The following is a 21,362-nucleotide window of genomic DNA, read 5'->3' as shown; positions in this document are numbered from 1 at the left end:
CTGCCCCTGCCTGAACGGCTGTTGGCCGGCCGCCCGGTCAGGGCGACGAGGTGGTGCACAGGGCGACCCCGGTCACGGCGTTGCCGCCGGTCCCGTAGCCGGGAAAGGTCGCCGTCCCGCCGGGCGCCACCGACCGGCAGGGCACCGTGGTGCCGTCGAGGTAGGTGACGGTCACGTCCTGGGCGGAGCCGCAGTCGTTGGTGACGAACGTGTAGCGCCAGCCGCTCGCGTACGCGACGCACGAGGGTGCCTCGCCGCCTGCGGGGAGCGGCGCCGCAGACGCACCGGTCGACGCCGTGAGGCAGACGGCCACGGCGGCGAGCCCGGCGGTGGCCCCGGCTATCGCGACGCGGATTGTTGAACGCGTAAGTGCGAACATCGGTGATCCATCCTTCATTTCTCGAACGCTTGGGTGGGGAGCGTACGGAAGGAGAAACCCCCACCCGTCGGCTTTTCGCCAACGGCGCCGCGTCGTGGGTGTTTCGCGCGCAGGGGGGAGTCCGGCCGCTCACGGCCGCCGCTCGCGGCCGTTCTCCAGCTCAGCGACGTACGGGACCATATGCGGCGCCACCAGGGCGGTAGCGGATCGTATGCGACCGTGGCCAGCGCGGCGGGGTGGCCACGGGGCATCGCGGCAGGCGAGCGGGCACGGCACCTTCGCGGAGCCCACAACGGCTCGAACATGCCGGGGGAAGCGGAGGGCGGACCGCCGGCCCTGCTCCTCCGTGCGTCTTCAGAAAGTGCAGGCCGACAAGGGTGCGTGATCAAGCACGCACGGACCGCGTGTGCGCCTCCGGCGAAGAACCGGCGGGCCGTCCCCGCGCTGCGGTGGGGGAGGAGCACCGCTTCGTTCGCTGTCGACGATCACTCCGCACACACCTCGTGTGACCGCCCCCGGTGGCGAACCGCCCCACACGGGCCCCACGCGCCGTGAACGCCGCTCAGAGGCCGGGGCGTGCCGCCGACGCGCCGGCCGGGGGCGTCACACGTGCCGGATGTTCACTCCCGCCGCCCGCAGGTCCTCGATCACGGGGTTGCCCTGCGGGGCGTCCGTCACCACGATGTCGATCTGCTCGACCGCACAGATCCGGCCGAGCGCCACCCGCCCCAGCTTCTCCGCGGTGGCCACCAGGATGATGCGGCGCGCCGACGCCGCCGCGGTGCGCTTCACATGGACGTCGTCGAGGTTGTACGCCGTGGCGCCGTTGGCCACGTCGATGCCGCAGCACCCGAGGATGAACGTGTCGTAGCGCAGGTCCTCGAAGGTGCGCAGCGCCGTCTCGCCGTAGAACGACAGCTCGCCGGGCCGGACTTGGCCGCCGGGCACGAGCAGGCGGATGCCCTCGCTCTCTGACAGCGCGAACGCCGCGTGCAGCGACAGCGGGGTGACGGTGAACCGGTGCCCCGCCATGGCCTGGGCGACCGCGACCGCGGTCGTCCCGGTGTCCAGGGCCACCGTCTCCCCGTCGTTCAGCAGCCGCACCACCTCGTCGGCCAGCTTGGCCTTGGCGTCGCCACCCACCATGGCCCGCACGGCGTACGGCGGCTCCACGCCGCTGAGCAGGGTGCTCACCGCTCCACCGTGGACGCGCCGCAGCGCTCCCCTGGACTCCAGCAGCTCCAGGTCCCGGCGGATCGTCATCTCCGACGTCTTCGCGGAGCGGGCGAGTTCGGCCACGGAGGCCCGGCTTCGCTCCGTCAGCTGGGACAGGATGAATCGGTGGCGTTCGGCGACATTCATGTCGCTGATTTAACACGCCAACACGTCGACTGCGAGTTTCGGGGCCCGTACCCGTCCGGGTTCCGCCCCGATCTGTACCGATCATGGTTGACAATCTCCCATACCGAGTGTGTACTCACACTCGCCCCGTGTGCTTTCTCTCCACCCCTGGTGAACGGGTGCGGCCGGAGCCCTCCCCGTTTCCGCTCCGGCCGCACCCGCCCGGCGAGTGCCACGGGGCACCGGTACCCGCCGATCAGCGTCCACCGAGCCACCCTCACCCATCTCGTCAGGATCCTCAGGAGGACATCGATGGCCACGCCCGACCAGGCCCTCCCTTCGCGGGAGGACAGCACACCCACGCTGTTCACTCGCGCCGCCCTCGTCGCGTCCTGCGTGGGTTTCGTGGTGATCGGAGGTCTGCAGGCGTTCTACGGGCCGGCCATCCCGGCCCTCCGGGAGCAGTTCGGCATCAGCCCGGCCGTGGCGGGCCTGGGGCTCAGCGCCCACTTCGTCGGAGCGCTCCTGGGCGTGCTGGTCTTCCACCTGCTGCGGGGGAGGATCGGCAACCGGCAGCTGCTCGGCGGCTCCTACGCCCTGATGGCACTCGGCGCGCTCGGCTTCGCGGTGTCGCCCGCCTGGCCGGTGTCCCTCGCCTCGGCGTTCGTCATCGGCCTCGGCTTCGGCGGCATCGACTACGGGCTCAACCAGCTCTTCTCGGTGGGCTTCGGCCGGCGCAGCACCGCGATGCTGAACCTGCTCAACGCCCACTTCGGCATCGGAGCGGTCGCCGGGCCCGCGCTGGTGGGCTGGCTCGGGGCGGAGAACTACACCTGGGTGTTCGGCGGCACGGCGGTCGTCTCGGTGCTGCTGATGGTCACGCTCGGCGGAGTCGCCCAGAAGGAGCCGGCCCCCGAGAGCACCGCGCACCTGGGCCCCGAGCGGTCCAGGGTCCTGCCCATCGTCGCGGCGTTCATCGGCATCTACGTGTTCCACGTGGCGATCGAGACGGGGGTGGGCGGCTGGGAACCGACCCACCTGGAGACCTTCGGCTACGGCGCCGCGGCGGCGGCCACCGCGACCTCCGCGTACTGGCTCGCCATGACCGTGGGCCGTTTCGTCGCCGTGCCCCTGACCCTGCGCTGGTCGGCGCCGGCGATCATCATCACCTGCTGCCTGGGCATGGCGGGCTCCCTGCTCCTGGCCACGATCCCGGCGGCGGCCCCGTACGCGTACATCGGTGTCGGCCTGTTCATCGCCCCCATCTTCCCGACCTGCCTGCCCTGGCTGAACCGCGCGGTGCCGACCGTGGCGAGCGCCGGCGCCTACGTCATCGCGGCCTCCATGATCGGTGGGGTGGCCTTCCCGCCGCTGCTGGGAGTCGCGATCGAGCACTCCGGCGTCCGGGCCGTGCCCGTGCTGCTGTTCGGCCTGGCGATGATCTGCGTCGTCCTCAGCGTGTGGCTCACCAGGGCCGCCCCGGCCGACGCCGACCCCGCCACCACCCCGTCGCCGCTGGCCGAAGCGGTGCCCGCCGATCGGACGTGACCCCATGACCGCTGTGCTCTTCGACATGTTCGGCGTCATCGCGCGCCTCCAGTCGCCCTCGTCCCGCGCCCGCCTGGAGCAGACCGCCGCCGTCGACGGCGCGGACTTCTGGGACGGCTACTGGGCCCTGCGCCCCCCGTACGACCGGGGCGACCAGTCCGCCGCGGAGTACTGGGGCGCGGTGGCCGCGGCGGTGGGCACCACGTTCGACGAGCGGCGCGTCGCCGAACTCGTCGCGGCCGACGTCGCGAGCTGGGGCGAGGTCGACGACGACATGACCGCGTACATCCGCGAACTGGCCGCCGGCGGGACCCGGATCGGTCTGCTCTCGAACATCCCCGAGGACCTAGCGGCGGACTACGAGCGACGGCACCCCTGGCTGCGCCACTTCGAGGTCCTGGCCTTCTCCTGCCGGATAGGCCACGCCAAGCCGGAACCGGCTGCCTACCACTGGTGCAGCAAGACGTTCGGCCTGCCGCCCGAGGACATCGTGTTCGTCGACGACCGTACGGACAACGTCTTGGCCGCCGAGGCCGCGGGGATGCGCGGCCACCGCTTCACGTCACTCGCCGCCCTGAGGGAGGACCTGAGCGACCTGCCCTGAGCCGTACGGGCACCTGAGCCGGCGCTGGGACGGGGGACCTGACACCCCCGCCCAGCGCCTTTGCCGTTTCCGGGGCCGACGAGCGGCGGGCCGGCACCGTCCGAATCCGGACACGGCCGGGTCACGCGCAAGTGAACACTGTCACCGACAAAAATCTCATGGTTCATGTTTGAAATATGCCTCGCGAGCGCACTTCAGGCGATCCGCACACGCGAATGGCGCTCTGCCGAGCATTTTCGGGCAACTGATCGACCGGAACGGTGACGTCGTCCTGCGTCCAGCCTCGCCCGCACGGCCGCGACGGCAGGTCATTTACGCAGGTCAACGGGGTGCAGGAGGAGCGCTTCCCGGCGTCGTGACTCCCGAACGGCGAGAAATAGGTTGACCACGGAATGATCTAGGCGTCGAACAGGGATCCTGTTAGAGTCCAGTTGTCGGGAGCCGGAAGTGCCCACCGCGGCACACCACTCCCGCACACCTCGCGGGACAGCCCATCGGCCCGCGCGACAGACCTGACCAGTCATGCTCACCGACCCACCAGTAGCCATGCGCGGCCACAGCGCAGCGCCGTTGTCCGGGGAAACATGAACAGCGACAGCGATACCCAGGTCGCGCCGGGGGGCGCGCACTGCACAGCCGCACCGCGATGTCACAGGACACCTGTGACCCCGCGGCCCGCCGCGGCACGGCGCCCCACCGCCGTGGGCGCCGGACCGGCGGGACACGTCATCGCCTGACCCGTCCCGGCCCGCCCCGGGCGACGGTCCCGACACCGGTCCCGCTACCGGCACCGGCAGGCAGCCGAACACCGGCGGCCGTACACCGGGCGGCACGCCGGGCACCCACCGGGCCGGTACGCCGGGCACCCACCGCGCCCGTGCACCGGGTCGTCCACCAGGCCCGTACACCGCGGGCCATCCCCTCCCACCCCACGCCTCCGCCCACGGCCGCCCCGGCCTGCGCGGACACCCGGCCATGACCACGGCCACCCGGCCATGACCCGGCCACCCACCCCGTCACACGGCACCACGCGACAGCATGCGCCCAAGAAGGGACCCCCATGGACGTCACAGACGTACGTGACTTCATCTACTACCCCGTCAGCGCCCAGAAGATGGTGCGCGGCGAGGGCATCTACCTCTACGACGAGGACGGCAAGGAATACCTCGACTGCGCCTCCGCCACCTTCAACCTCAGCCTGGGCTACTCGCATCCGGCGGTCATCGCGGCGATGAAGGAGCAGTTAGACCTCTTCACCCACCTGACCTCCTCCATGCAGAGCGACCCGATCAACGGCCTGGTGCGCCGTCTCGTGGAGGTCTCCCCGGACAACCTCACCCGGGTGCACCCCAAGGTCTCCGGCGGATCCACCGCCAACGAGGGCGCCATCAAGATGGCGCAGCACGCCACCGGGCGCTCCGAGGTCATCTCGCTGTTCCGCAGCCACCTCGGGCAGACCATGATGATGACCTCGATGTCCGGGAACGCCTTCCGCAAGGAGCCGTTCCCCTCCCTCTTCCCGCGCACCCTCCAGGTCCCGGACCCGTACTGCTTCCGCTGCTTCTACGGGCAGAAGGCCGGCAGCTGCGGAATGATGTGCGTCGACCGCATCGAGGACTTCCTGGAGTACGCGAGCACCGGCCAGGTCGCCGCGATCGTGGTCGAGCCGATCTCCGGCAACGGCGGCAACATCGTCCCGCCGGACGGCTACTTCCAGAAGCTCCGCGCCTTCTGCGACGAGCACGACATCGTGCTGATCTTCGACGAGATCCAGACCGGAATCGGCCGCACCGGCGAGATGTTCGCCGCCCAGCACTTCGGTGTCGAACCCGACGCCATCACCACCGCCAAGGGCCTCGGCGGCTCCGGCGCCCAGGTCGCCGCGATCCTCACCAACGAGCGCCTGGCGGGCCTGCCGGCCAACCACCACTCCTTCACGTACGGGGCGAACCTGCTCGCGGCCGCGGCGGCCAACGTCACCCTCGACATCGTCCGGCAGCCGGACTTCCTCGCCAACGTACGGGCCACCGGCAACTACATACTCGGCCGTCTCGCCGACATGCGGACCCGCTACCCGGCCATCGCCGACGTACGCGGAGTCGGCCTGATGATCGGCTTCGAGATCGTCGAGCCCGACGGCGAACCGGCCGTGAAGCTCACCAACCACCTGGCCGGCGCGGCCATGCGGCACGGGCTGATCCTGCGGACCTCCCGCTACGGATTCGGCAACGTGCTCAAGATCCGCCCGCCGCTGATCCTCACCCTCGACCAGGCCGAGCTGCTCTGCGACCGCCTGGAGAACCTGTTCCGGGCGGAGCTGTCGTCATGATGAAGGAACTCCTCACCGGCCTCGGCCGGCACGTGCGCGAGGAACTGCTGGCCTACGCGGACCGCGGACTGGCCCGGCAGGTGCACGGCGACTCACCCGGCGGCGACGCCCAGTTCGACGTCGACGAGATCGCCGAGCGTGCCGTACTGGACTACCTGCGGGAGAACGCCGAGATCCCCCTCGCCGTCTACACCGAGGACGGGTCGCTGGTCGAGCTCGCGCCCGACCCCCGGTACGTCCTGGTCGTCGACCCCATCGACGGCACCCGCCCCACCTCCGCCGGCCTGGAGATGGGCATGGTGTCCATCGCCGCGGCACCGCTCACCACCGCCTCACCGACCCTGGCCGACGTCACCGCCGCGCACCTCCTGGAGATCAAGAGCGGCGCCTGGATCTACGGCGACGACGAGGAGGGGCTGTCCAGCTCCGGCTACCGCCACGGGCTGCCGCGGCTCAGCCGGACGACCGACCCGGCGAGGATGTTCTGGTCGATCGAGTTCAACGGCCACCCCATGCACCTGATGAACGCGGCCTACGGGCACCTGGTGGACCGGTCGGCCAACACCGGCGGTGTCTTCGTGTTCAACAGCGCCACCTTCTCCATCTCCCGCATCATCACCGGCCAGCTCGACGCGTACGTCGACATCGGCAACCGCGTGCTGCGCGACCACCCGCGGACCGAGGCCGAGTTCCTGGCAGCCGGGCGCGGATCCATCCTCCACCTCTTCCCGTACGACATCGCCGCCGCGGTCTACCTCGCCAAGCAGTGCGGAGTGACGATCACCGACGCCTACGGCGACGACCTCGGGACCACCGCCCTGCTCGACCTGGACCCCATGAACCAGAAGTCCTGCGTCGCGACCGCCACCCCCGAGCTGCACAAGCACCTCCTGGACGCGATCCGGTGGGACATCCCGGCCACCGCCACCACCCCGACCACGGGAGACACCGCATGAAGGCCCTGATACTCGACGAACGGCGCACCCTCTCGCTCGTCGACCACCCCAAGCCGGAGGCCACCGCCCCCACGGACGTCGTCGTGCGGGTCGTCCAGACCGGGGTGTGCGGCACCGACCGCAGCGTGCTGGTCGGCAAGTTCCCCGCCGAGCCCGGCGTGGTGATGGGACACGAGGCGGTCGGCGTCGTCGACTCCACCGGCTCCGCCGTGACGGACCACAAGCCCGGTGACCGCGTCATCATCAACCCCACGCTCTACTGCGGCGGTTGCCCCACCTGCCTCGAGGGCCACTGGGACTTCTGCCAGAACAAGGCGGGCACCGAGGTCGGCCTCGACCTGGACGGCGCCTTCGCCGAGTACATCCGGCTGCCCCAGCGGTTCATCCACCCCATGCCCGACGGCATGGACTTCGACCGCGCGTCGGTGGTCGAACCCCTGGCCTGCGCCCTGAACAACATCGAGGCGGGCCGCCTCCAGGCCGGTGAGACGGCGGTCGTCGTCGGCGGCGGCCCCGTCGGCGTGGTGTGCGCGCTGGCCGCCCACCACTACGGCGCCCGGGTGCTGCTGACCGAACCCGACCCGTACCGCCAGGAACTGTGCCGCCAGGTGTTCTCCCACACCGACGACGGGCGGGTCAGCGTCCACGCCCCCGACGAGGAGGGCCTCACCGGACGCGGTGACGTCGTGATCGACACCGTCGGCAGCCTGCTCGAACAGAGCATGGAGTACGCCGCCACCCGCGGCCGGGTCGTCGTCATGGGCTACAACAGCAACGCGTCGGCGACCGTACGGCCCCTGGAGATCCTCCAGCGCGGCCTCCAGATCATCGGCGCCGGCGACTACAACAGCAGGCTGTTCCCCAAGGCGATCGAACTCGCCCGGTGGCTGCCGCTGGAGAAGCTGATCACCCACCGCTTCCCGCTGGAGGAGCACGACGAGGCGTTCGCCGCCCTCGCCGCGGCCCCCGGCACGCCGTACTCGGCACTCAAGGTCGTACTCGTCCCGGGACCGGCCGGAGCGCGCGGGTGAACCCTCCCTTCTCCTCCCACCTTCCCGGCCTCGACCGCCCGGTCGTCATCGGCGAGTACCCCTACTACCGGGCCCACCCCGACCGATGGGCCGCCAACCTGCGCGAACTGCGCGGACTCGGCGTCGACGTGGTCTCCTGCTACCTGCCGTGGCGCTTCCACGAGACCGTCACCGACGGGCAGCGCACCTTCGACTTCACCGGAGTCACCGACCCCCAGCGCGACGTGGCCGGCCTCCTCGACGCCGCCGCCGCGGCCGGGCTGCGCGTCCTGCTCAAGCCGGGGCCGTTCATCCACGCCGAGGTCCAGCTCGGCGGCCTGCCGGACCGGCTGTGCACCCCGGACCGCGCCCCCTACGCAGGGCTCCACGGCCGGGCGCTGACCTCCCAGGCCCAGCCGCTGCCCAGCCTGTTCGACCCGGACGTCCGCGACGAGGTCGCCGTCTGGATGCGGGCCGTGGCCGACCGGGTGATCACCCCGGCCCTCGCCCCGCACGGGCCCGTCGTGGCGGTCCAGTTGGGCAACGAGGGCATCTGCGGTGACGCCCACCTGCCGATCACCAGCCAGGACGCCGGCCCGGCCGCACGCGCCGAGTTCGCGAAATGGCTGGCCGGCCGCGGTGTCGGGGACCTGGCGCCCCAGGCGGCGGGCGACGCCGCCCAGTGGCCGCCGGAACTGCGCACACTGTGGTCCCAGTGGGCCGGCCACGCCATCACCGACGTGTGGGACTGGCTTGCCGGCCTCCTTCCGGACGGAGTCGCCAAGGTCGTCAACGTGCCGCTCGCGCCGGTCGCCGGCCCCGAGCCCACCGTCGACGCCTGGGCCGCGCGCACCCGAGCCATCGCCGGCTCCGGACACCACGTGGGCCACACCGAATGGGTGGGCAACCCGAGCGCCGACCCCGAGTCCTTCCGCGCCCACCTGCTCGGCATCCGGCTCGGCCGTACCGACGTCCTCGAAGCCAACTGGGGCTTCACCTGGACGGACAGCGGCTTCGCCGAGGCGCGCGTCCCGGTGTTCAACGCGCTCCTGGCGCTGATGCTCGGCTCCCGCACGGTGAGCGTCTACACGGCGTGCGCCACCTCCACGTGGGGCGCCGACATCGACATGGACGCCCAGGGCCTCCTGGCCGAAGGAGTGGAACCCGCGCTCCACGCCCCGCCCTACTGCCCGGGCGCGCCCGCCACCGAGAACGGCGAGCCCGGCGCCACGGCACAGGGACTGCGGCTGCTCAGCACGTTCCTCGACCGGTTCGGCGGCCACCTGCTGGCCGGGGAACTGGAACGGGACGCCGTCCTGGTCGTCGACCGCGCCCTGCCCGAGGCCGAGGCCTGGACGCCCGGCACGGACACCGCGCTGCGCCAGACCGCCGAAGCCGTCCACGACGTCCTGCTGCGGCGATCCCTCCTGGTCGACCCCCAGTGGCTCGGCGACGACGGCACCGTCCCCGGCGGCACCGGCGGGCTCCCCGTGGCGGTGCTCCGCCCCGGCGACGGCGCGCCCGCGGACCACGCGGTGGCCGAGCGGCTGGAGGAACTGCTCGCGGACGTGCCGTCGGCGGCATGGACCAGCACCGGGGGCCGGGCCGCCGTCCTGCGCCGGACGGACCGGGCTCGGCGCACCGAGTTCGTCGCCGCGTTCAACTCCACGCGGAGCACCGACCGGGTCACCGGACCGGTGGGCGACGAGCGCTGCGAGCTGACCGTCCCGCCCGGCACCGCCGTGGTGGCCGTCCTCACGGACGGCGCCCTCACGGCCTGGCTCACCACCCCCGCGTCACCCGGCGCCCCCGAGCCCGGCCTGACCGTGGGCGGCCGCCCCGCGGAGGACACCCGCATCCTGCCCCCGCACTGAGGCACGGGCCGCCGCCCGCGAACCACGGGCTCCCGCGCCACGGGAGCCCGTGGTCGCCTCACCGGCGAACCGCCCCCGACCCCGACCGCGCGGCCGCCTCCATCGCCACCACGGCCGCCAGACAGGCCGCGGCCGCGCCCATCGAGCCGAGGAACACCCCCTCGAACAGCACGCCGTTCGCCCCCTCGACCGTGCCGTCCTCGTGCACGCAGGACTTCTCGAAGGGGAACGCGGAGGTGCTCAGGTCCCCACACCGGTTCTCCAGGTCCTCGTGGACCACGCTCGCCCGCACCCAGGACACCGCCCACAACACCAGGAAGACCCCCGCGAAGGCGCACACGGCGCCCCACAGCCGGTTCAGCCGGACCTCACGCGCGCTGCTTCCCCTCATGCGCCGGAGCCTAACGGCCCCCGTTGAGTACGGGTACTCATGCCGTCGCCGCCGGCCCGTTCGTACGGTTGCCCCATGAGGAAGACCGCCCCGCTCCTGGCCCTGCTGCTCGCCGCCCTGACGGCCACCGGGTGCTCAGCCCTGGAGACCGACTACCCCTCCGGCGACCCGGAGGTGCTCCACCAGCGGCTGACCGACCGGGCGCAGTGGGCCTACGACGGCATGGCGCTCCCCCCGCACAAGGCGGTGACCCCCTCCACGGTGGACCCTGGTCACAGCTGCATGGCGGGCGGGTTCACCATCGAGGAGTCCCTCCCCGACGTGGTCACCTACGAACTCCGCTGGGAGGTCGAAGGCATCCCCGCCGAAGTCGCCCGCACCACGGAGGCCCGCCTGCGGAAGCGCTTCACCTCCGCGGGCTGGACCGTCACCCACCTGGACAACCGCAAGACCGCGCAGAGCATCCTGTACGGCTTCGTGGTGAAGGACCCGGCGACGGGCGACCAGTTCCACCTGGACTGGAACAACCACACCACCACCCTCTTCCTCACCGGCTACACCCCCTGCGCCCGCGTCCCCCAGGAAGCGGCCGACCACCCGTCACGCGAGACGTGGACCCCGCGAACCGGCTGACGGCCGCGTCATCCTTGTCTCAGATGTCCCGGAAGATCTCGATCTGCGCGCCCACCGAGTTCAGGCGCTCCGCCAGGTCCTCGTAACCCCGGTTGATGACGTACACGTTGCGCAGCACGGACGTCCCCTCGGCGGCCATCATGGCGAGCAGGACGACCACCGCGGGGCGCAGGGCGGGCGGGCACATCATCTCGGCGGCGCGCCAGCGGGTGGGGCCCTCGACGAGGACGCGGTGGGGGTCCAGGAGCTGGAGGCGGCCGCCCAGGCGGTTGAGGTCGGTGAGGTAGATCGCCCGGTTGTCGTAGACCCAGTCGTGGATGAGGGTCTGGCCCTGGGCGGCCGCCGCGATCGCCGCGAAGAACGGGACGTTGTCGATGTTCAGGCCCGGGAAGGGCATCGGGTGGATCTTGTCGATCGGAGCCTCCAGCTTGGAGGGCCGGACGGTCAGGTCCACCAGCCGGGTGCGGCCGTTGTCGGCGGCGTACTCGGCCGTGCGGTCGTGGTCGAGGCCCATCTCCTCCAGGACCGCGAGCTCGATCTCCAGGAACTCGATCGGTACGCGGCGGATCGTGAGCTCCGACTCGGTGACGACCGCCGCGGCCAGCAGGCTCATCGCCTCGACCGGGTCCTCGGAGGGGGAGTAGTCGACGTCCACGTCGATGGCCGGCACGCCGTGCACGGTGAGGGTGGTGGTGCCGATGCCCTCGACCCGTACACCCAGGGCCTCCAGGAAGAAGCACAGGTCCTGGACCATGTAGTTGGAGGAGGCGTTGCGGATGACCGTGACGCCGTTGTGGCGGGCGGCGGCGAGCAGCGCGTTCTCGGTCACCGTGTCGCCGCGCTCGGTCAGGACGATCGGCCGGTCCGGGGTGACCTGGCGGTCCACCTCCGCGTGGTACAGGCCCTCGGTGGCGGTGATGTCCAGGCCGAACCGGCGCAGGGCGATCATGTGCGGCTCGATCGTGCGCGTACCGAGGTCGCAGCCGCCCGCGTACGGGAGTTTGAACTGGCGCAGCCGGTGCAGCAGCGGGCCGAGGAACATGATGATGGACCGGGTGCGGCGGGCCGCGTCCGCGTCGATGGCCGCCATGTCGAGGTGCGCGGGCGGGACGATCTCCAGGTCCATCCCGTCGTTGATCCAACGGGTGCGCACGCCGATGGAGTTGAGGACCTCCAGCAGCCGGTAGACCTCCTCGATCCGGGCGACCCGCCGCAGCGTCGTTCGGCCCTTGTTGAGGAGCGAGGCGCACAGCAGCGCCACGCACGCGTTCTTGCTCGTCTTGACGTCGATGGAGCCGGAGAGCCGGCGCCCGCCCACTACGCGGAGGTGCATGGGTCCCGCGTACCCGAGTGACACGATTTCACTGTCGAGCGCCTCGCCGATCCGGGCGATCATCTCAAGGCTGATGTTCTGGTTCCCGCGCTCAATGCGGTTGACGGCGCTCTGACTTGTGGCCAGCGCCTCGGCGAGCTGCGTCTGCGTCCAGCCGCGGTGCTGCCGGGCGTCACGGATGAGCTTGCCGATGCGTACGAGGTAGTCGTCTGCCATGGGGGCAGGTTATCTCAGATATGAGATGACGCTCGCGTGGGGGTAGGCCATCAGGGTGACAGGCTGTGCGCCGTGGGGTGACGGGGTTCGTAGAGCGGGAGTTCGGCGCCGCTGGGCAGCCGTACCGCCGCCAGCAGGCCCCACCCCTGGTCACTGACCGGCCTTGAGACCTCCGCCCCCCGGTCCGCGAGCCTGCGGAGCGTGCCCTCGATGTCGTCGCACATCAGGTAGAACTCGTGCCGCGGCTCGCCCGGGGTCGGGTGTACGGCGACCTCGGCGGGCGGCAGCCTGAAGATGAGCCAGCCGCGCCCCGCGTCGACCCCGTCGAACCCGAGCACGTCCCTCAGGAACGCCCGGTCGGCGTCCGCGTCCTTGGTGTAGAGGATGACGTGCGCGCCACTGAACATGCTCCGATGCTCGGCACACCGGCCCGCCCCCGCCACCGGTGATCCGCCGTTCGGGGCCCACCGCCCCCGCGCCGTGACTACGGTGAGGGGATGACCCCCACCCCGAGCCCGCCCACCACCTGGAACGCCGACGAGCCGGGAGTCCTGCGGCTCCCCTCCGGGCGCCTGGTCCGCGGCCGTGCGCTGCGCCGGCCGCTCCCCGCGGGCCCCGCGCCCGACTTCGGGGTGTACCTGCTCGGCCGGCAGGCGCCCGCGGTTCCGTGGGAGGCGCGGTGGCTGCGCTGGCCGGACTTCCGGCTGCCCAGTGATCCGGTGCGGGCCCGGGACGTCCTGCGTATCGCGTGGGAGCGCGCCGCCGCCGAGCGCGTCGAGATCGCCTGCGGCGGCGGCCGCGGCCGGACCGGTACGGCGCTGGCCTGTCTCGCCGTACTCGACGGCGTCCCCGGGGACGAAGCGGTGCGCTTCGTGCGTCTCCACTACGACCGGCACGCCGTCGAGACCCCCTGGCAGAAGCGTTTCGTCCGCCGGTTCGACCGCCCCTGAGACACCCGCGGCCCCGCAAGGGTGCCGTGGAGCGGCGGATAGCGTGCCGGTATGACGATCACGACGGCGAGCAAGCGGCGGGTCCTGTACCGGCAGGGCACGGGTTTCTGGCGGATGACGGCGAAGTGGGCTCTGGTCTTCGGGGTCCTGGGCCTGCTGGACGGCGGGCTGCTCCGCTCCTGGGGCGACGGTCTGGTCTGGCTGGTGATCGGCGTCATTCTGTGGGTGCCGTTCGGCATCGGCGTCGTCTGGTACCCGAAGAAGGACCACCTGGTCACGCTGACGACGCGTGAACTGCGGATACGGCGCAAGCGCCTCCCCGTGGAGGAGGTGAACCTGCTCCATGTGGCGCGGCTGTGGCTGGAGGGGCGTTCGACCGCGGACGACCAGCCGGTGCTGGAGTGGCGGCGGTTTGACCGCGTGGTGTGGGTGCCGCTGCTGGACGGCCGGGCGTACGGCGTGGAGTTCCGCGACCCGGCCGCCTTCGCGAAGGTCTTCGGCGCCTTCGCGGTCGCGGCGTGCGGCGGGCCGGAGATCGTCCGCGCGAGGGCCGCGACGGCGAACTATCCCGAGCCGCGCCCGATGCGCGCCCGCCCCGCCGAGGGCGGATCCTGGGCGGATGCCCTGGACATCTTCGACTGAGCACCACACGAACGCACGGCGCCCACGGTGGGCCCCGCCGGTGCCCACGCGAGCCGCCGACAGGACGCACGCGAACCGCCGACAGGACGTACGCGAGCCGCCGACGAGACGCACGAGACCGCCCGCACCCGGCGAACCGCGACCGGCGACGGGGCGTGCCTCGTCGCGGGGCGGGGTCATGTACTAGAGTTATCTCGACATCGAGATATCTGCCGAAAGACGCACCGCAGCCGCGCCAGCCGGTAAGGGTTACCTAACTAAGTCTTACCTTAGCGGATCGGCGAGGAGCCTTCGAGGCAGGATGCGGTAAGAACGCGCACATTGATGAAGGAGACTGTCGTGTCGGCGAACAGCTTCGACGCCCGCAGCACGCTGCGCGTGGGCGACGAGTCGTACGAGATCTTCAGGCTGGACAAGGTCGAGGGCTCCGCGCGCCTCCCGTACAGCCTGAAGGTGCTCCTGGAGAACCTGCTCCGCACCGAGGACGGCGCGAACATCACCGCCGACCACATCCGGGCCCTCGGCAGCTGGGACTCCCAGGCTCAGCCGAGCCAGGAGATCCAGTTCACGCCGGCCCGCGTGATCATGCAGGACTTCACCGGTGTGCCGTGTGTCGTCGACCTCGCCACCATGCGCGAGGCCGTCAAGGAGCTCGGCGGCGACCCGGCGAAGGTCAACCCGCTCTCCCCGGCCGAGCTGGTCATCGACCACTCCGTCATCGCCGACAAGTTCGGCACCGCGGACGCCTTCGGCCAGAACGTCGAGCTGGAGTACGGCCGCAACAAGGAGCGCTACCAGTTCCTGCGCTGGGGCCAGACCGCGTTCGACGACTTCAAGGTCGTGCCCCCGGGCACCGGCATCGTCCACCAGGTGAACATCGAGCACCTGGCCCGCACCGTCATGGTCCGCAACGGCCAGGCGTACCCCGACACCCTCGTCGGCACCGACTCCCACACCACCATGGTCAACGGCCTCGGTGTGCTCGGCTGGGGCGTCGGCGGCATCGAGGCCGAGGCCGCCATGCTGGGCCAGCCGGTCTCCATGCTGATCCCGCGCGTGGTCGGCTTCAAGCTCACCGGCGAGCTGCCCACCGGCACCACCGCCACCGACCTGGTGCTCACCATCACCGAGATGCTGCGCAAGCACGGCGTCGTCGGCAAGTTCGTCGAGTTCTACGGCGAGGGCGTCGCCGCCACCTCCCTCGCGAACCGCGCCACCATCGGCAACATGTCGCCCGAGTTCGGCTCCACCGCCGCGATCTTCCCGATCGACGGCGAGACCCTGAGCTACCTCAAGCTCACCGGCCGCTCCGAGCAGCAGGTCGCCCTCGTCGAGGCGTACGCCAAGGAGCAGGGCCTCTGGCTCGACCCGGCCGCCGAGCCGGACTTCTCCGAGAAGCTGGAACTCGACCTCTCCACGGTCGTCCCCTCCATCGCCGGCCCGAAGCGCCCGCAGGACCGCATCGTCCTGGCGAACGCCGCCGAGCAGTTCAAGCAGGACGTCCGCAACTACGTCGACCTGGTCGACGAGGCGGGCCAGGAGTCCTTCCCGGCCTCCGACGCCCCGGCCATGAGCAACGGCGTGCCGTCCAACCCGGTCACCGTCACCGCCCCCGACGGCACCACCTACGAGCTGGACCACGGCGCCGTCACCGTCGCCGCGATCACCTCCTGCACCAACACCTCGAACCCGTACGTCATGGTCGCCGCCGCGCTGGTGGCCAAGAAGGCGGTCGAGAAGGGCCTGACCCGCAAGCCGTGGGTCAAGACCACCCTCGCCCCCGGCTCCAAGGTCGTCACCGACTACTTCGACAAGGCGGGCCTGACCCCGTACCTCGACAAGGTCGGCTTCAACCTCGTCGGCTACGGCTGCACCACCTGCATCGGCAACTCCGGCCCGCTGCCGGAGGAGGTCTCCAAGGCCGTCAACGACCACGACCTCGCCGTGACGTCGGTCCTCTCCGGCAACCGCAACTTCGAGGGCCGGATCAACCCCGACGTCAAGATGAACTACCTGGCGTCGCCGCCGCTGGTCGTCGCGTACGCCCTCGCCGGCTCCATGAAGGTGGACATCACCAAGGACGCCCTGGGCACCGACCAGGACGGCAAGCCGGTCTTCCTCAAGGACATCTGGCCCTCCGAGGCCGAGGTGAACGACGTCGTCGCGAGCGCCATCGGCGAGGACATGTTCAACAAGTCCTACCAGGACGTCTTCGCGGGAGACGCCCAGTGGCAGGCGCTGCCCATCCCGACCGGCAACACCTTCGAGTGGGACACCGAGTCCACCTACGTCCGCAAGCCCCCCTACTTCGAGGGCATGCAGATGGACCCGAGCCCCGTCACCGACATCACCGGCGCCCGCGTCCTCGCCAAGCTGGGCGACTCGGTCACCACCGACCACATCTCCCCGGCCGGCGCCATCAAGGCCGACACCCCCGCCGGCCAGTACCTCACGGAGCACGGCGTCGAGCGCCGCGACTTCAACAGCTACGGCTCGCGCCGCGGCAACCACGAGGTCATGATCCGCGGCACGTTCGCCAACATCCGCCTGCGCAACCAGATCGCGCCGGGCACCGAGGGCGGCTACACCCGCGACTTCACCCAGGCGGACGGCCCGGTGTCGTTCATCTACGACGCCTCCCGCAACTACATCGACCAGGGCATCCCGCTCGTCGTCCTGGCCGGCAAGGAGTACGGCTCCGGTTCGTCCCGTGACTGGGCCGCCAAGGGCACCGCGCTCCTCGGCGTCAAGGCCGTCATCGCCGAGTCCTACGAGCGCATCCACCGCTCGAACCTCATCGGCATGGGCGTCCTGCCGCTCCAGTTCCCCGAGGGCGCGTCCGCCCAGTCGCTCGGCCTGACCGGCGAGGAGACCTTCTCCTTCACCGGCGTCACCGAGCTCAACGAGGGCCGCACGCCCCGCACGGTGAAGGTCACCACCGACACCGGTGTCGAGTTCGACGCGGTCGTCCGCATCGACACCCCCGGTGAGGCCGACTACTACCGCAACGGCGGCATCATGCAGTACGTGCTGCGCAACCTGATCCGCAACTAAGGGTCGGTACGCGGCGAGGGCCGCACCCCGTCCGACGACGGGGTGCGGCCCTTCTGCGTATCGGAAAGCACACGCACGGCTCAGCGCAGCAGCTCCACCTCCGCCAGCACCGACACCGCGCCCGGCACCAGCCGGTACCTCGCGTACGTCCCCGGCCGGGACACGGTGAACACCCGGGTCTGCCGGTCCCAGGCGAACGACTCGCCCGACCGCCGGTCCAGGTCCGTCCACCGCGTACCGTCCCGCGACCCCTGGAGCACCCACCCCGTCGGGGCCGCGTCCCGCGCCGCCGACGTCAGCGTGTACCGCACCGCCCGCACACCGCCCGCCGGGACCGGCAGCTCCACCCCCTCCATGGAGGCGGACGTCGCCGAGGTGTCGTCGAACAGCTCGCCCGCGCCCGCCAGCACGTCACGCGGCGGCGAGGGCACCTTGTCGTCGCGGGTGAGGGAGACGGGCGCCGCGCCCGGCCCCGTGCCCCACGCCGAGGGCTCCGGCCCCATGGCGAACTCCAGCGTCCCGCCCCGCGCGAGCAGCGCGTGCGGCAGCGCCGTGGACGACCACCGCTCGCCGTTGACCTTCAGCCCCTGCACGTAGACGTTCCGCGCGCTGTTCTCCGGCGCCTTGACCACCAGCGTGCGGCCGTTGTCCATCCGCACGGTCGCCTTGGTGAACAGCGGCGAGCCGACCGCGTACTCCCCGCTCCCCATCACCAGCGGATAGAACCCGAGCGCCGAGAACAGCCACCAGGCGGACTGCTCGCCGTTGTCCTCGTCACCGTGGTAGCCCTGCCCGATCTCGCTGCCGGTGTAGAGGCGGGACAGCACCTCGCGCACCTTCTCCTGCGTCTTCCACGGCTGCGAGGCGGCATTGTACAGGTACGGGACGTGGTGCGCCACCTGGTTGGAGTGCCCGTACATGCCCATCCGCACGTCCCGCGCCTCCGTCATCTCGTGGATGACACTGCCGTACGAGCCGACGAACTCGGGCGAGGCGGTCTCGGGCGTGGCGAAGTAGGTGTCGAGCTTCTTCGCCAGCCCGGCCCGGCCGCCGTAGAGGTTGGCCAGGCCCCGGCTGTCCTGCGGGGCGGTGAAGGCGTACCCCCAGCCGTTGGTCTCGGTGTAGTCGTAGCCCCACACCCTCGGGTCGTACGAGGCCGACGGCACCCGCCACCCGCCCTTGAGGTCCCGGCCCTGGAAGAAGCCGGCCTCCTTGTCGAAGAGCGTGACGTAGGCGCGGGCCCGGTCGCGGAAGTAGGCGGCCTCCTCCCGGTAGCGCGCCTTTCCGGTCTTCTCGTGCAGCACCTCCGCCATCCTCGCCAGGCCGTAGTCGTTGAGGTAGCCCTCCAGCGACCAGGACAGGCCCTCGTGCGTCGCGGTCGAGGCGTAGCCGAGGAACGGTGACGTCTCCATGCCCTTGCGGCCGACGCCCGACGAGGGCGGCACCACCGTCGCGTTCTTCAGCGCCGCCTCGTACGCCGCCTCCGCGTCGAAGTCCACGCCCTTGACGTACGCGTCGGCGAAGGCCACGTCCGACGACGTGCCGGTCATCAGGTCCGCGTAGCCGGGGGAGGACCAGCGGGAGATCCAGCCGCCGTCCTTGTACTGCTGGACGAAGCCGTCCACCAGTTCGCCCGCCTTGCGCGGGGTGAGGAAGGAGTAGGCGGGCCAGGTGGTGCGATAGGTGTCCCAGAAGCCGTTGTTGACGTACACCTTCCCGTCCACGATCTTCGCACCGGTGTGCGTCGGGGTGTCGGGGCCGGTCCGCGGGGAGAACGGGCTCGCGTACCGGTTCTTCCCGCCGACCCTCTCGAAGCCCGAGTTGGGATAGAGGTAGAGCCGGTAGAGGTTGGAGTACAGGGTGACCAGCTGGTCGCGGGTCGCGCCCTCCACGGTCACCCGGCCGAGCAGCGTGTCCCAGGCGTCCTGCGCCCGCTCCCGCACCCGCTCGAACCGGGTGCCGGCCGGGATCTCCGCCGCCAGGTTCCGCTTCGCCTGGTCCACCCCGATCAGGGACGTCGCCATCCGCAGCGTCACGCTCCGGTCGGCGCCCGCGTCGAACCGCAGGTGCCCCTTGACGCCCGCCGACGCCGAGCCGGTGACCGGCGCGTCGAAGACGCCGTACACGAACATCCGGGTCGCGCCGGTCGACAGACCGCTCCTGACGTCCGAGAAGCCGGTGAACGACCGGGTCGCCGGGTCGAGCGTCAGCCCGCCCTCGTCGGTGACGTTGTCGAAGACGACCGACGCGTCCGCGCCCGGGTAGGTGAAGCGCATCATCGCCGCGTGGTCGGTCGGCGTGATCTCCGCCCTGATCCCGTTCTCGAAGGTCACCCCGTAGTAGTGCGGCCTCGCCGTCTCCTTCTCGTGGCGGAACGGCAGCGCCCGGCGCACCCGGTCGGTCTCCGGGGTACCGGTGGCCGCAGACGGCAGCAGCTGGAACGTCTGGCGGTCGCCCATCCAGGGGCTCGGCTCGTGACTGGCGGCGAATGCCTGCACCGTGGGCAGGTTGTCGGCGTTGTTGCCGCGCGCGTACTCGTACAACCAGCTCTTGGACGCCGCGTTGGTCACCGGCGTCCAGAAGTTGAAGCCATGGGGGACCGCCGTCGCGGGGAAGGCGTTGCCGCGCGAGAACGACCCGCTGGAGTGGGTGCCCCGTACGGTCGAGACGTGGTCGGAGGGGCGCAGGTGCCGCTCGGCCGGTGCGGCGCGCCCGATCGTGATGTCGTCGATCCAGCCCTGGAACGTCGCCGGGCCCTTGGGCGAGTCGTACGCCACCAGGATCCGGTCCACCGTCCGCCCGGCCGCCACCGACCCGATTCCGGACGTCACCTGGTTCCACTGGTTGACGTAGAGCCGCTTGGCCGCGCCCTGCCCCCGGGGCGAGAGCGGCCCGCCGTGGCTGTCGGCCGCCCGCAGGTCGCTCAGGTACGTGCCGTCGGTGAACGCCAGGTCGACCGCGACGTGGGTGGCGGGGTAGTGCAGGTCCGTCTCCGGCAGGGACGGGAAGATCCGGTACGACAGCTCGGTGTCGCGCCGCACGGCCGTGTGCACGTCGAAGACCTTGTTGTACGAGTACGCCCGGCCGCCCGGCCGGTGCGTGCCCGCGTACCGCAGCGCCCGCACCCCGGTGAACCCGGCGTTGGCCTTGGCCGTGGGGGAGCCGCCGGGGCCGCGGTGGACGTGGCTGCGCATGTCGGGCGGGACGGGGGTGGAGGTGTCACCGTTCGAGAACTGGACGTCGGCGAGCTGGACGATGTCCGGGGCGCCGTTGTTCGCGGTGACCTCCAGCCGGTAATGCGCGTACTCCGTTGAATTGTCGAAGTCGTACGTCCGGGTCTCGAAGCGCTTTTCGAATGTCTGGCCCTCGCGGGTGTCCAGCACCGTCCAGTCCGTGCCGTCGGCCGAACCCTTGAGCGTCCAGTTCCGTGGGTCGCGCGGGGCGTGGTCATTGGCGGAGGTGAGCGCGTACGTCACCACCTTGACGGGTTCGTCCAGGTCGAATTCGACCCAGGCGGTGGGGGAGAACGTCAGCCATTTGGTGCTCGGCTGGAGGTCGACCAGGTTTTCCTTGGTCTCGCCGGCCCCGCTGTTCTCCCCGCTCGCGCGCAGAGCGGTGACCTGGTCGGTGACGTTCCCCGGTATGCCCGCCGCGAAGCCCCCGTCGACCCCGGACGCCCGCTCGCGGCCGTCGGGTCCCCTCTCCACCGTGTCGCGCCAGTCCGGTGGGCGCTCGTCCGCCTCGAAGGACGACCGGAACTCCGTTCCCGTCGTGGGCGGTTGCCCGGGGAGGGCGAGGGCGGTGGCCGGTGGGGCGCCCGCCGCGAGCAGCGAAGCGGCCGCCACGAGGGCGGCCGTACGGGGGAATCGGTGACGGGTCCTGGGTCCGGACGTGCTGGGCTGTCTGGGCTGCATCCCGCGTCCTGCCTCCTGCCGAAAGCGCGTTGGACAACGTTGTCAGGCAATCTGCGCAGGAACCAGTAGGGAGGTAAGTGGCGCACGGTGTCAAGGGTGTTGACGGTACGGGAAGATCGTATTCAGCCGTTCTGTCGAAACCGGTGGCCGATGAATGCCGACCGGGCGCGGCGGCATTTCCCCGAGGT

16 protein-coding genes are annotated in these 21,362 nt (G+C 71.1%); 10 read left to right on the top strand and 6 right to left on the bottom strand.

The features are described 5' to 3' along the window. Positions 1–37: 37 nt before the first annotated feature. Entirely contained in the window at positions 38–379 is a 342-nt protein-coding gene (locus EIZ62_RS06780; protein WP_156691813.1) for an alpha-amylase, read from the bottom strand. A 603-nt stretch (positions 380–982) separates the two neighbouring features. Continuing rightward, positions 983–1,741: a DeoR/GlpR family DNA-binding transcription regulator gene (locus EIZ62_RS06775; protein ID WP_156691812.1), complete on the bottom strand. Its 759-nt coding sequence runs from the start codon at positions 1,739–1,741 to the stop codon at positions 983–985. Between the two features lie 291 nt (positions 1,742–2,032). Between EIZ62_RS06775 and EIZ62_RS06770 the strand changes: the two genes are divergently transcribed. From EIZ62_RS06770 to EIZ62_RS06745, 6 genes are all read left to right on the top strand, one after another. Continuing rightward, positions 2,033–3,268, top strand: a complete 1,236-nt coding sequence (locus EIZ62_RS06770; RefSeq protein ID WP_208827801.1) for an MFS transporter — start codon at positions 2,033–2,035, stop codon at positions 3,266–3,268. Between the two features lie 4 nt (positions 3,269–3,272). Further along, positions 3,273–3,872, top strand: a complete 600-nt coding sequence (locus EIZ62_RS06765; protein ID WP_156691811.1) for an HAD family hydrolase — start codon at positions 3,273–3,275, stop codon at positions 3,870–3,872. Between the two features lie 1,060 nt (positions 3,873–4,932). Next, the gene (locus EIZ62_RS06760) at positions 4,933–6,201 is read left to right on the top strand and encodes an aspartate aminotransferase family protein (protein ID WP_156691810.1); all 1,269 of its coding nucleotides are present in this window, start codon (positions 4,933–4,935) and stop codon (positions 6,199–6,201) included. Next, positions 6,198–7,157: an inositol monophosphatase family protein gene (locus EIZ62_RS06755; protein WP_244375511.1), complete on the top strand. Its 960-nt coding sequence runs from the start codon at positions 6,198–6,200 to the stop codon at positions 7,155–7,157. Before EIZ62_RS06760 ends, EIZ62_RS06755 begins: the two co-directional genes overlap by 4 nt. After that, on the top strand, positions 7,154–8,188 hold the full coding sequence (locus EIZ62_RS06750) for a zinc-dependent alcohol dehydrogenase (RefSeq protein ID WP_156691809.1): 1,035 nt from the start codon (positions 7,154–7,156) through the stop codon (positions 8,186–8,188). Before EIZ62_RS06755 ends, EIZ62_RS06750 begins: the two co-directional genes overlap by 4 nt. Further along, positions 8,185–10,041: a beta-galactosidase gene (locus EIZ62_RS06745; protein WP_167536348.1), complete on the top strand. Its 1,857-nt coding sequence runs from the start codon at positions 8,185–8,187 to the stop codon at positions 10,039–10,041. Before EIZ62_RS06750 ends, EIZ62_RS06745 begins: the two co-directional genes overlap by 4 nt. Positions 10,042–10,099: 58 nt before the next feature. Here the strand turns inward: EIZ62_RS06745 and EIZ62_RS06740 are convergent, their stop codons facing one another. Further along, positions 10,100–10,432 carry a hypothetical protein gene (locus EIZ62_RS06740; RefSeq protein WP_156691807.1) on the bottom strand — a complete coding sequence of 111 codons (333 nt, stop codon included), beginning with the start codon at positions 10,430–10,432 and terminating at the stop codon, positions 10,100–10,102. Positions 10,433–10,507: 75 nt separating this feature from the next. Here EIZ62_RS06740 and EIZ62_RS06735 point away from each other — a divergent pair, with 75 nt between their 5' ends. Next, positions 10,508–11,065, top strand: coding sequence for a hypothetical protein (locus EIZ62_RS06735; RefSeq protein WP_156691806.1), 558 nt, complete (start codon positions 10,508–10,510; stop codon positions 11,063–11,065). A 19-nt stretch (positions 11,066–11,084) separates the two neighbouring features. On the opposite strand, the gene EIZ62_RS06730 is transcribed toward EIZ62_RS06735, so the two are convergent. Both EIZ62_RS06730 and EIZ62_RS06725 read right to left on the bottom strand, forming a co-directional pair. Then, entirely contained in the window at positions 11,085–12,614 is a 1,530-nt protein-coding gene (locus tag EIZ62_RS06730) for a helix-turn-helix domain-containing protein (protein WP_156691805.1), read from the bottom strand. A 50-nt stretch (positions 12,615–12,664) separates the two neighbouring features. Beyond that, positions 12,665–13,021: a VOC family protein gene (locus EIZ62_RS06725; protein ID WP_156691804.1), complete on the bottom strand. Its 357-nt coding sequence runs from the start codon at positions 13,019–13,021 to the stop codon at positions 12,665–12,667. Positions 13,022–13,111: 90 nt separating this feature from the next. On the opposite strand from EIZ62_RS06725, the gene EIZ62_RS06720 reads away from it, so the two are divergent. The 3 genes from EIZ62_RS06720 (at position 13,112) to acnA (ending at position 17,260) form a co-directional block, all read left to right on the top strand. Next, complete coding sequence (locus EIZ62_RS06720) at positions 13,112–13,564, top strand: phosphatase domain-containing protein (RefSeq protein ID WP_156691803.1); 453 nt, start codon at positions 13,112–13,114, stop codon at positions 13,562–13,564. A gap of 51 nt (positions 13,565–13,615) precedes the next feature. Continuing rightward, positions 13,616–14,206: a hypothetical protein gene (locus EIZ62_RS06715; protein WP_244375509.1), complete on the top strand. Its 591-nt coding sequence runs from the start codon at positions 13,616–13,618 to the stop codon at positions 14,204–14,206. Between the two features lie 339 nt (positions 14,207–14,545). Next, entirely contained in the window at positions 14,546–17,260 is a 2,715-nt protein-coding gene (gene acnA, locus EIZ62_RS06710) for an aconitate hydratase AcnA (RefSeq protein ID WP_156691802.1), read from the top strand. Positions 17,261–17,340: 80 nt separating this feature from the next. Here acnA and EIZ62_RS06705 read toward each other — a convergent pair whose 3' ends face one another. After that, positions 17,341–21,174, bottom strand: a complete 3,834-nt coding sequence (locus EIZ62_RS06705) for a GH92 family glycosyl hydrolase (RefSeq protein ID WP_156691801.1) — start codon at positions 21,172–21,174, stop codon at positions 17,341–17,343. Positions 21,175–21,362: the final 188 nt, after the last annotated feature.

Origin of the sequence: Streptomyces ficellus (assembly GCF_009739905.1) — a bacterium.
GTDB classification, from domain to species: Bacteria; Actinomycetota; Actinomycetes; order Streptomycetales; family Streptomycetaceae; genus Streptomyces; species Streptomyces ficellus_A.
This window is presented reverse-complemented; position numbering and strand designations above follow the sequence as displayed.

What these genes read in the sequence shown, in the direction of transcription:
- EIZ62_RS06740 (WP_156691807.1), bottom strand. Translation starts at nt 10,432, where the DNA reads ATGAGGGGAAGCAGCGCGCGTGAGGTCCGGCTGAACCGGCTGTGGGGC.
- EIZ62_RS06735 (WP_156691806.1), top strand. Translation starts at nt 10,508, where the DNA reads ATGAGGAAGACCGCCCCGCTCCTGGCCCTGCTGCTCGCCGCCCTGACG.
- EIZ62_RS06715 (WP_244375509.1), top strand. Translation starts at nt 13,616, where the DNA reads ATGACGATCACGACGGCGAGCAAGCGGCGGGTCCTGTACCGGCAGGGC.
- EIZ62_RS06780 (WP_156691813.1), bottom strand. Translation starts at nt 379, where the DNA reads ATGTTCGCACTTACGCGTTCAACAATCCGCGTCGCGATAGCCGGGGCC.
- EIZ62_RS06750 (WP_156691809.1), top strand. Translation starts at nt 7,154, where the DNA reads ATGAAGGCCCTGATACTCGACGAACGGCGCACCCTCTCGCTCGTCGAC.
- EIZ62_RS06765 (WP_156691811.1), top strand. Translation starts at nt 3,273, where the DNA reads ATGACCGCTGTGCTCTTCGACATGTTCGGCGTCATCGCGCGCCTCCAG.
- EIZ62_RS06730 (WP_156691805.1), bottom strand. Translation starts at nt 12,614, where the DNA reads ATGGCAGACGACTACCTCGTACGCATCGGCAAGCTCATCCGTGACGCC.
- EIZ62_RS06760 (WP_156691810.1), top strand. Translation starts at nt 4,933, where the DNA reads ATGGACGTCACAGACGTACGTGACTTCATCTACTACCCCGTCAGCGCC.
- EIZ62_RS06725 (WP_156691804.1), bottom strand. Translation starts at nt 13,021, where the DNA reads ATGTTCAGTGGCGCGCACGTCATCCTCTACACCAAGGACGCGGACGCC.
- EIZ62_RS06755 (WP_244375511.1), top strand. Translation starts at nt 6,198, where the DNA reads ATGATGAAGGAACTCCTCACCGGCCTCGGCCGGCACGTGCGCGAGGAA.
- EIZ62_RS06705 (WP_156691801.1), bottom strand. Translation starts at nt 21,174, where the DNA reads ATGCAGCCCAGACAGCCCAGCACGTCCGGACCCAGGACCCGTCACCGA.
- EIZ62_RS06720 (WP_156691803.1), top strand. Translation starts at nt 13,112, where the DNA reads ATGACCCCCACCCCGAGCCCGCCCACCACCTGGAACGCCGACGAGCCG.
- EIZ62_RS06770 (WP_208827801.1), top strand. Translation starts at nt 2,033, where the DNA reads ATGGCCACGCCCGACCAGGCCCTCCCTTCGCGGGAGGACAGCACACCC.
- EIZ62_RS06775 (WP_156691812.1), bottom strand. Translation starts at nt 1,741, where the DNA reads ATGAATGTCGCCGAACGCCACCGATTCATCCTGTCCCAGCTGACGGAG.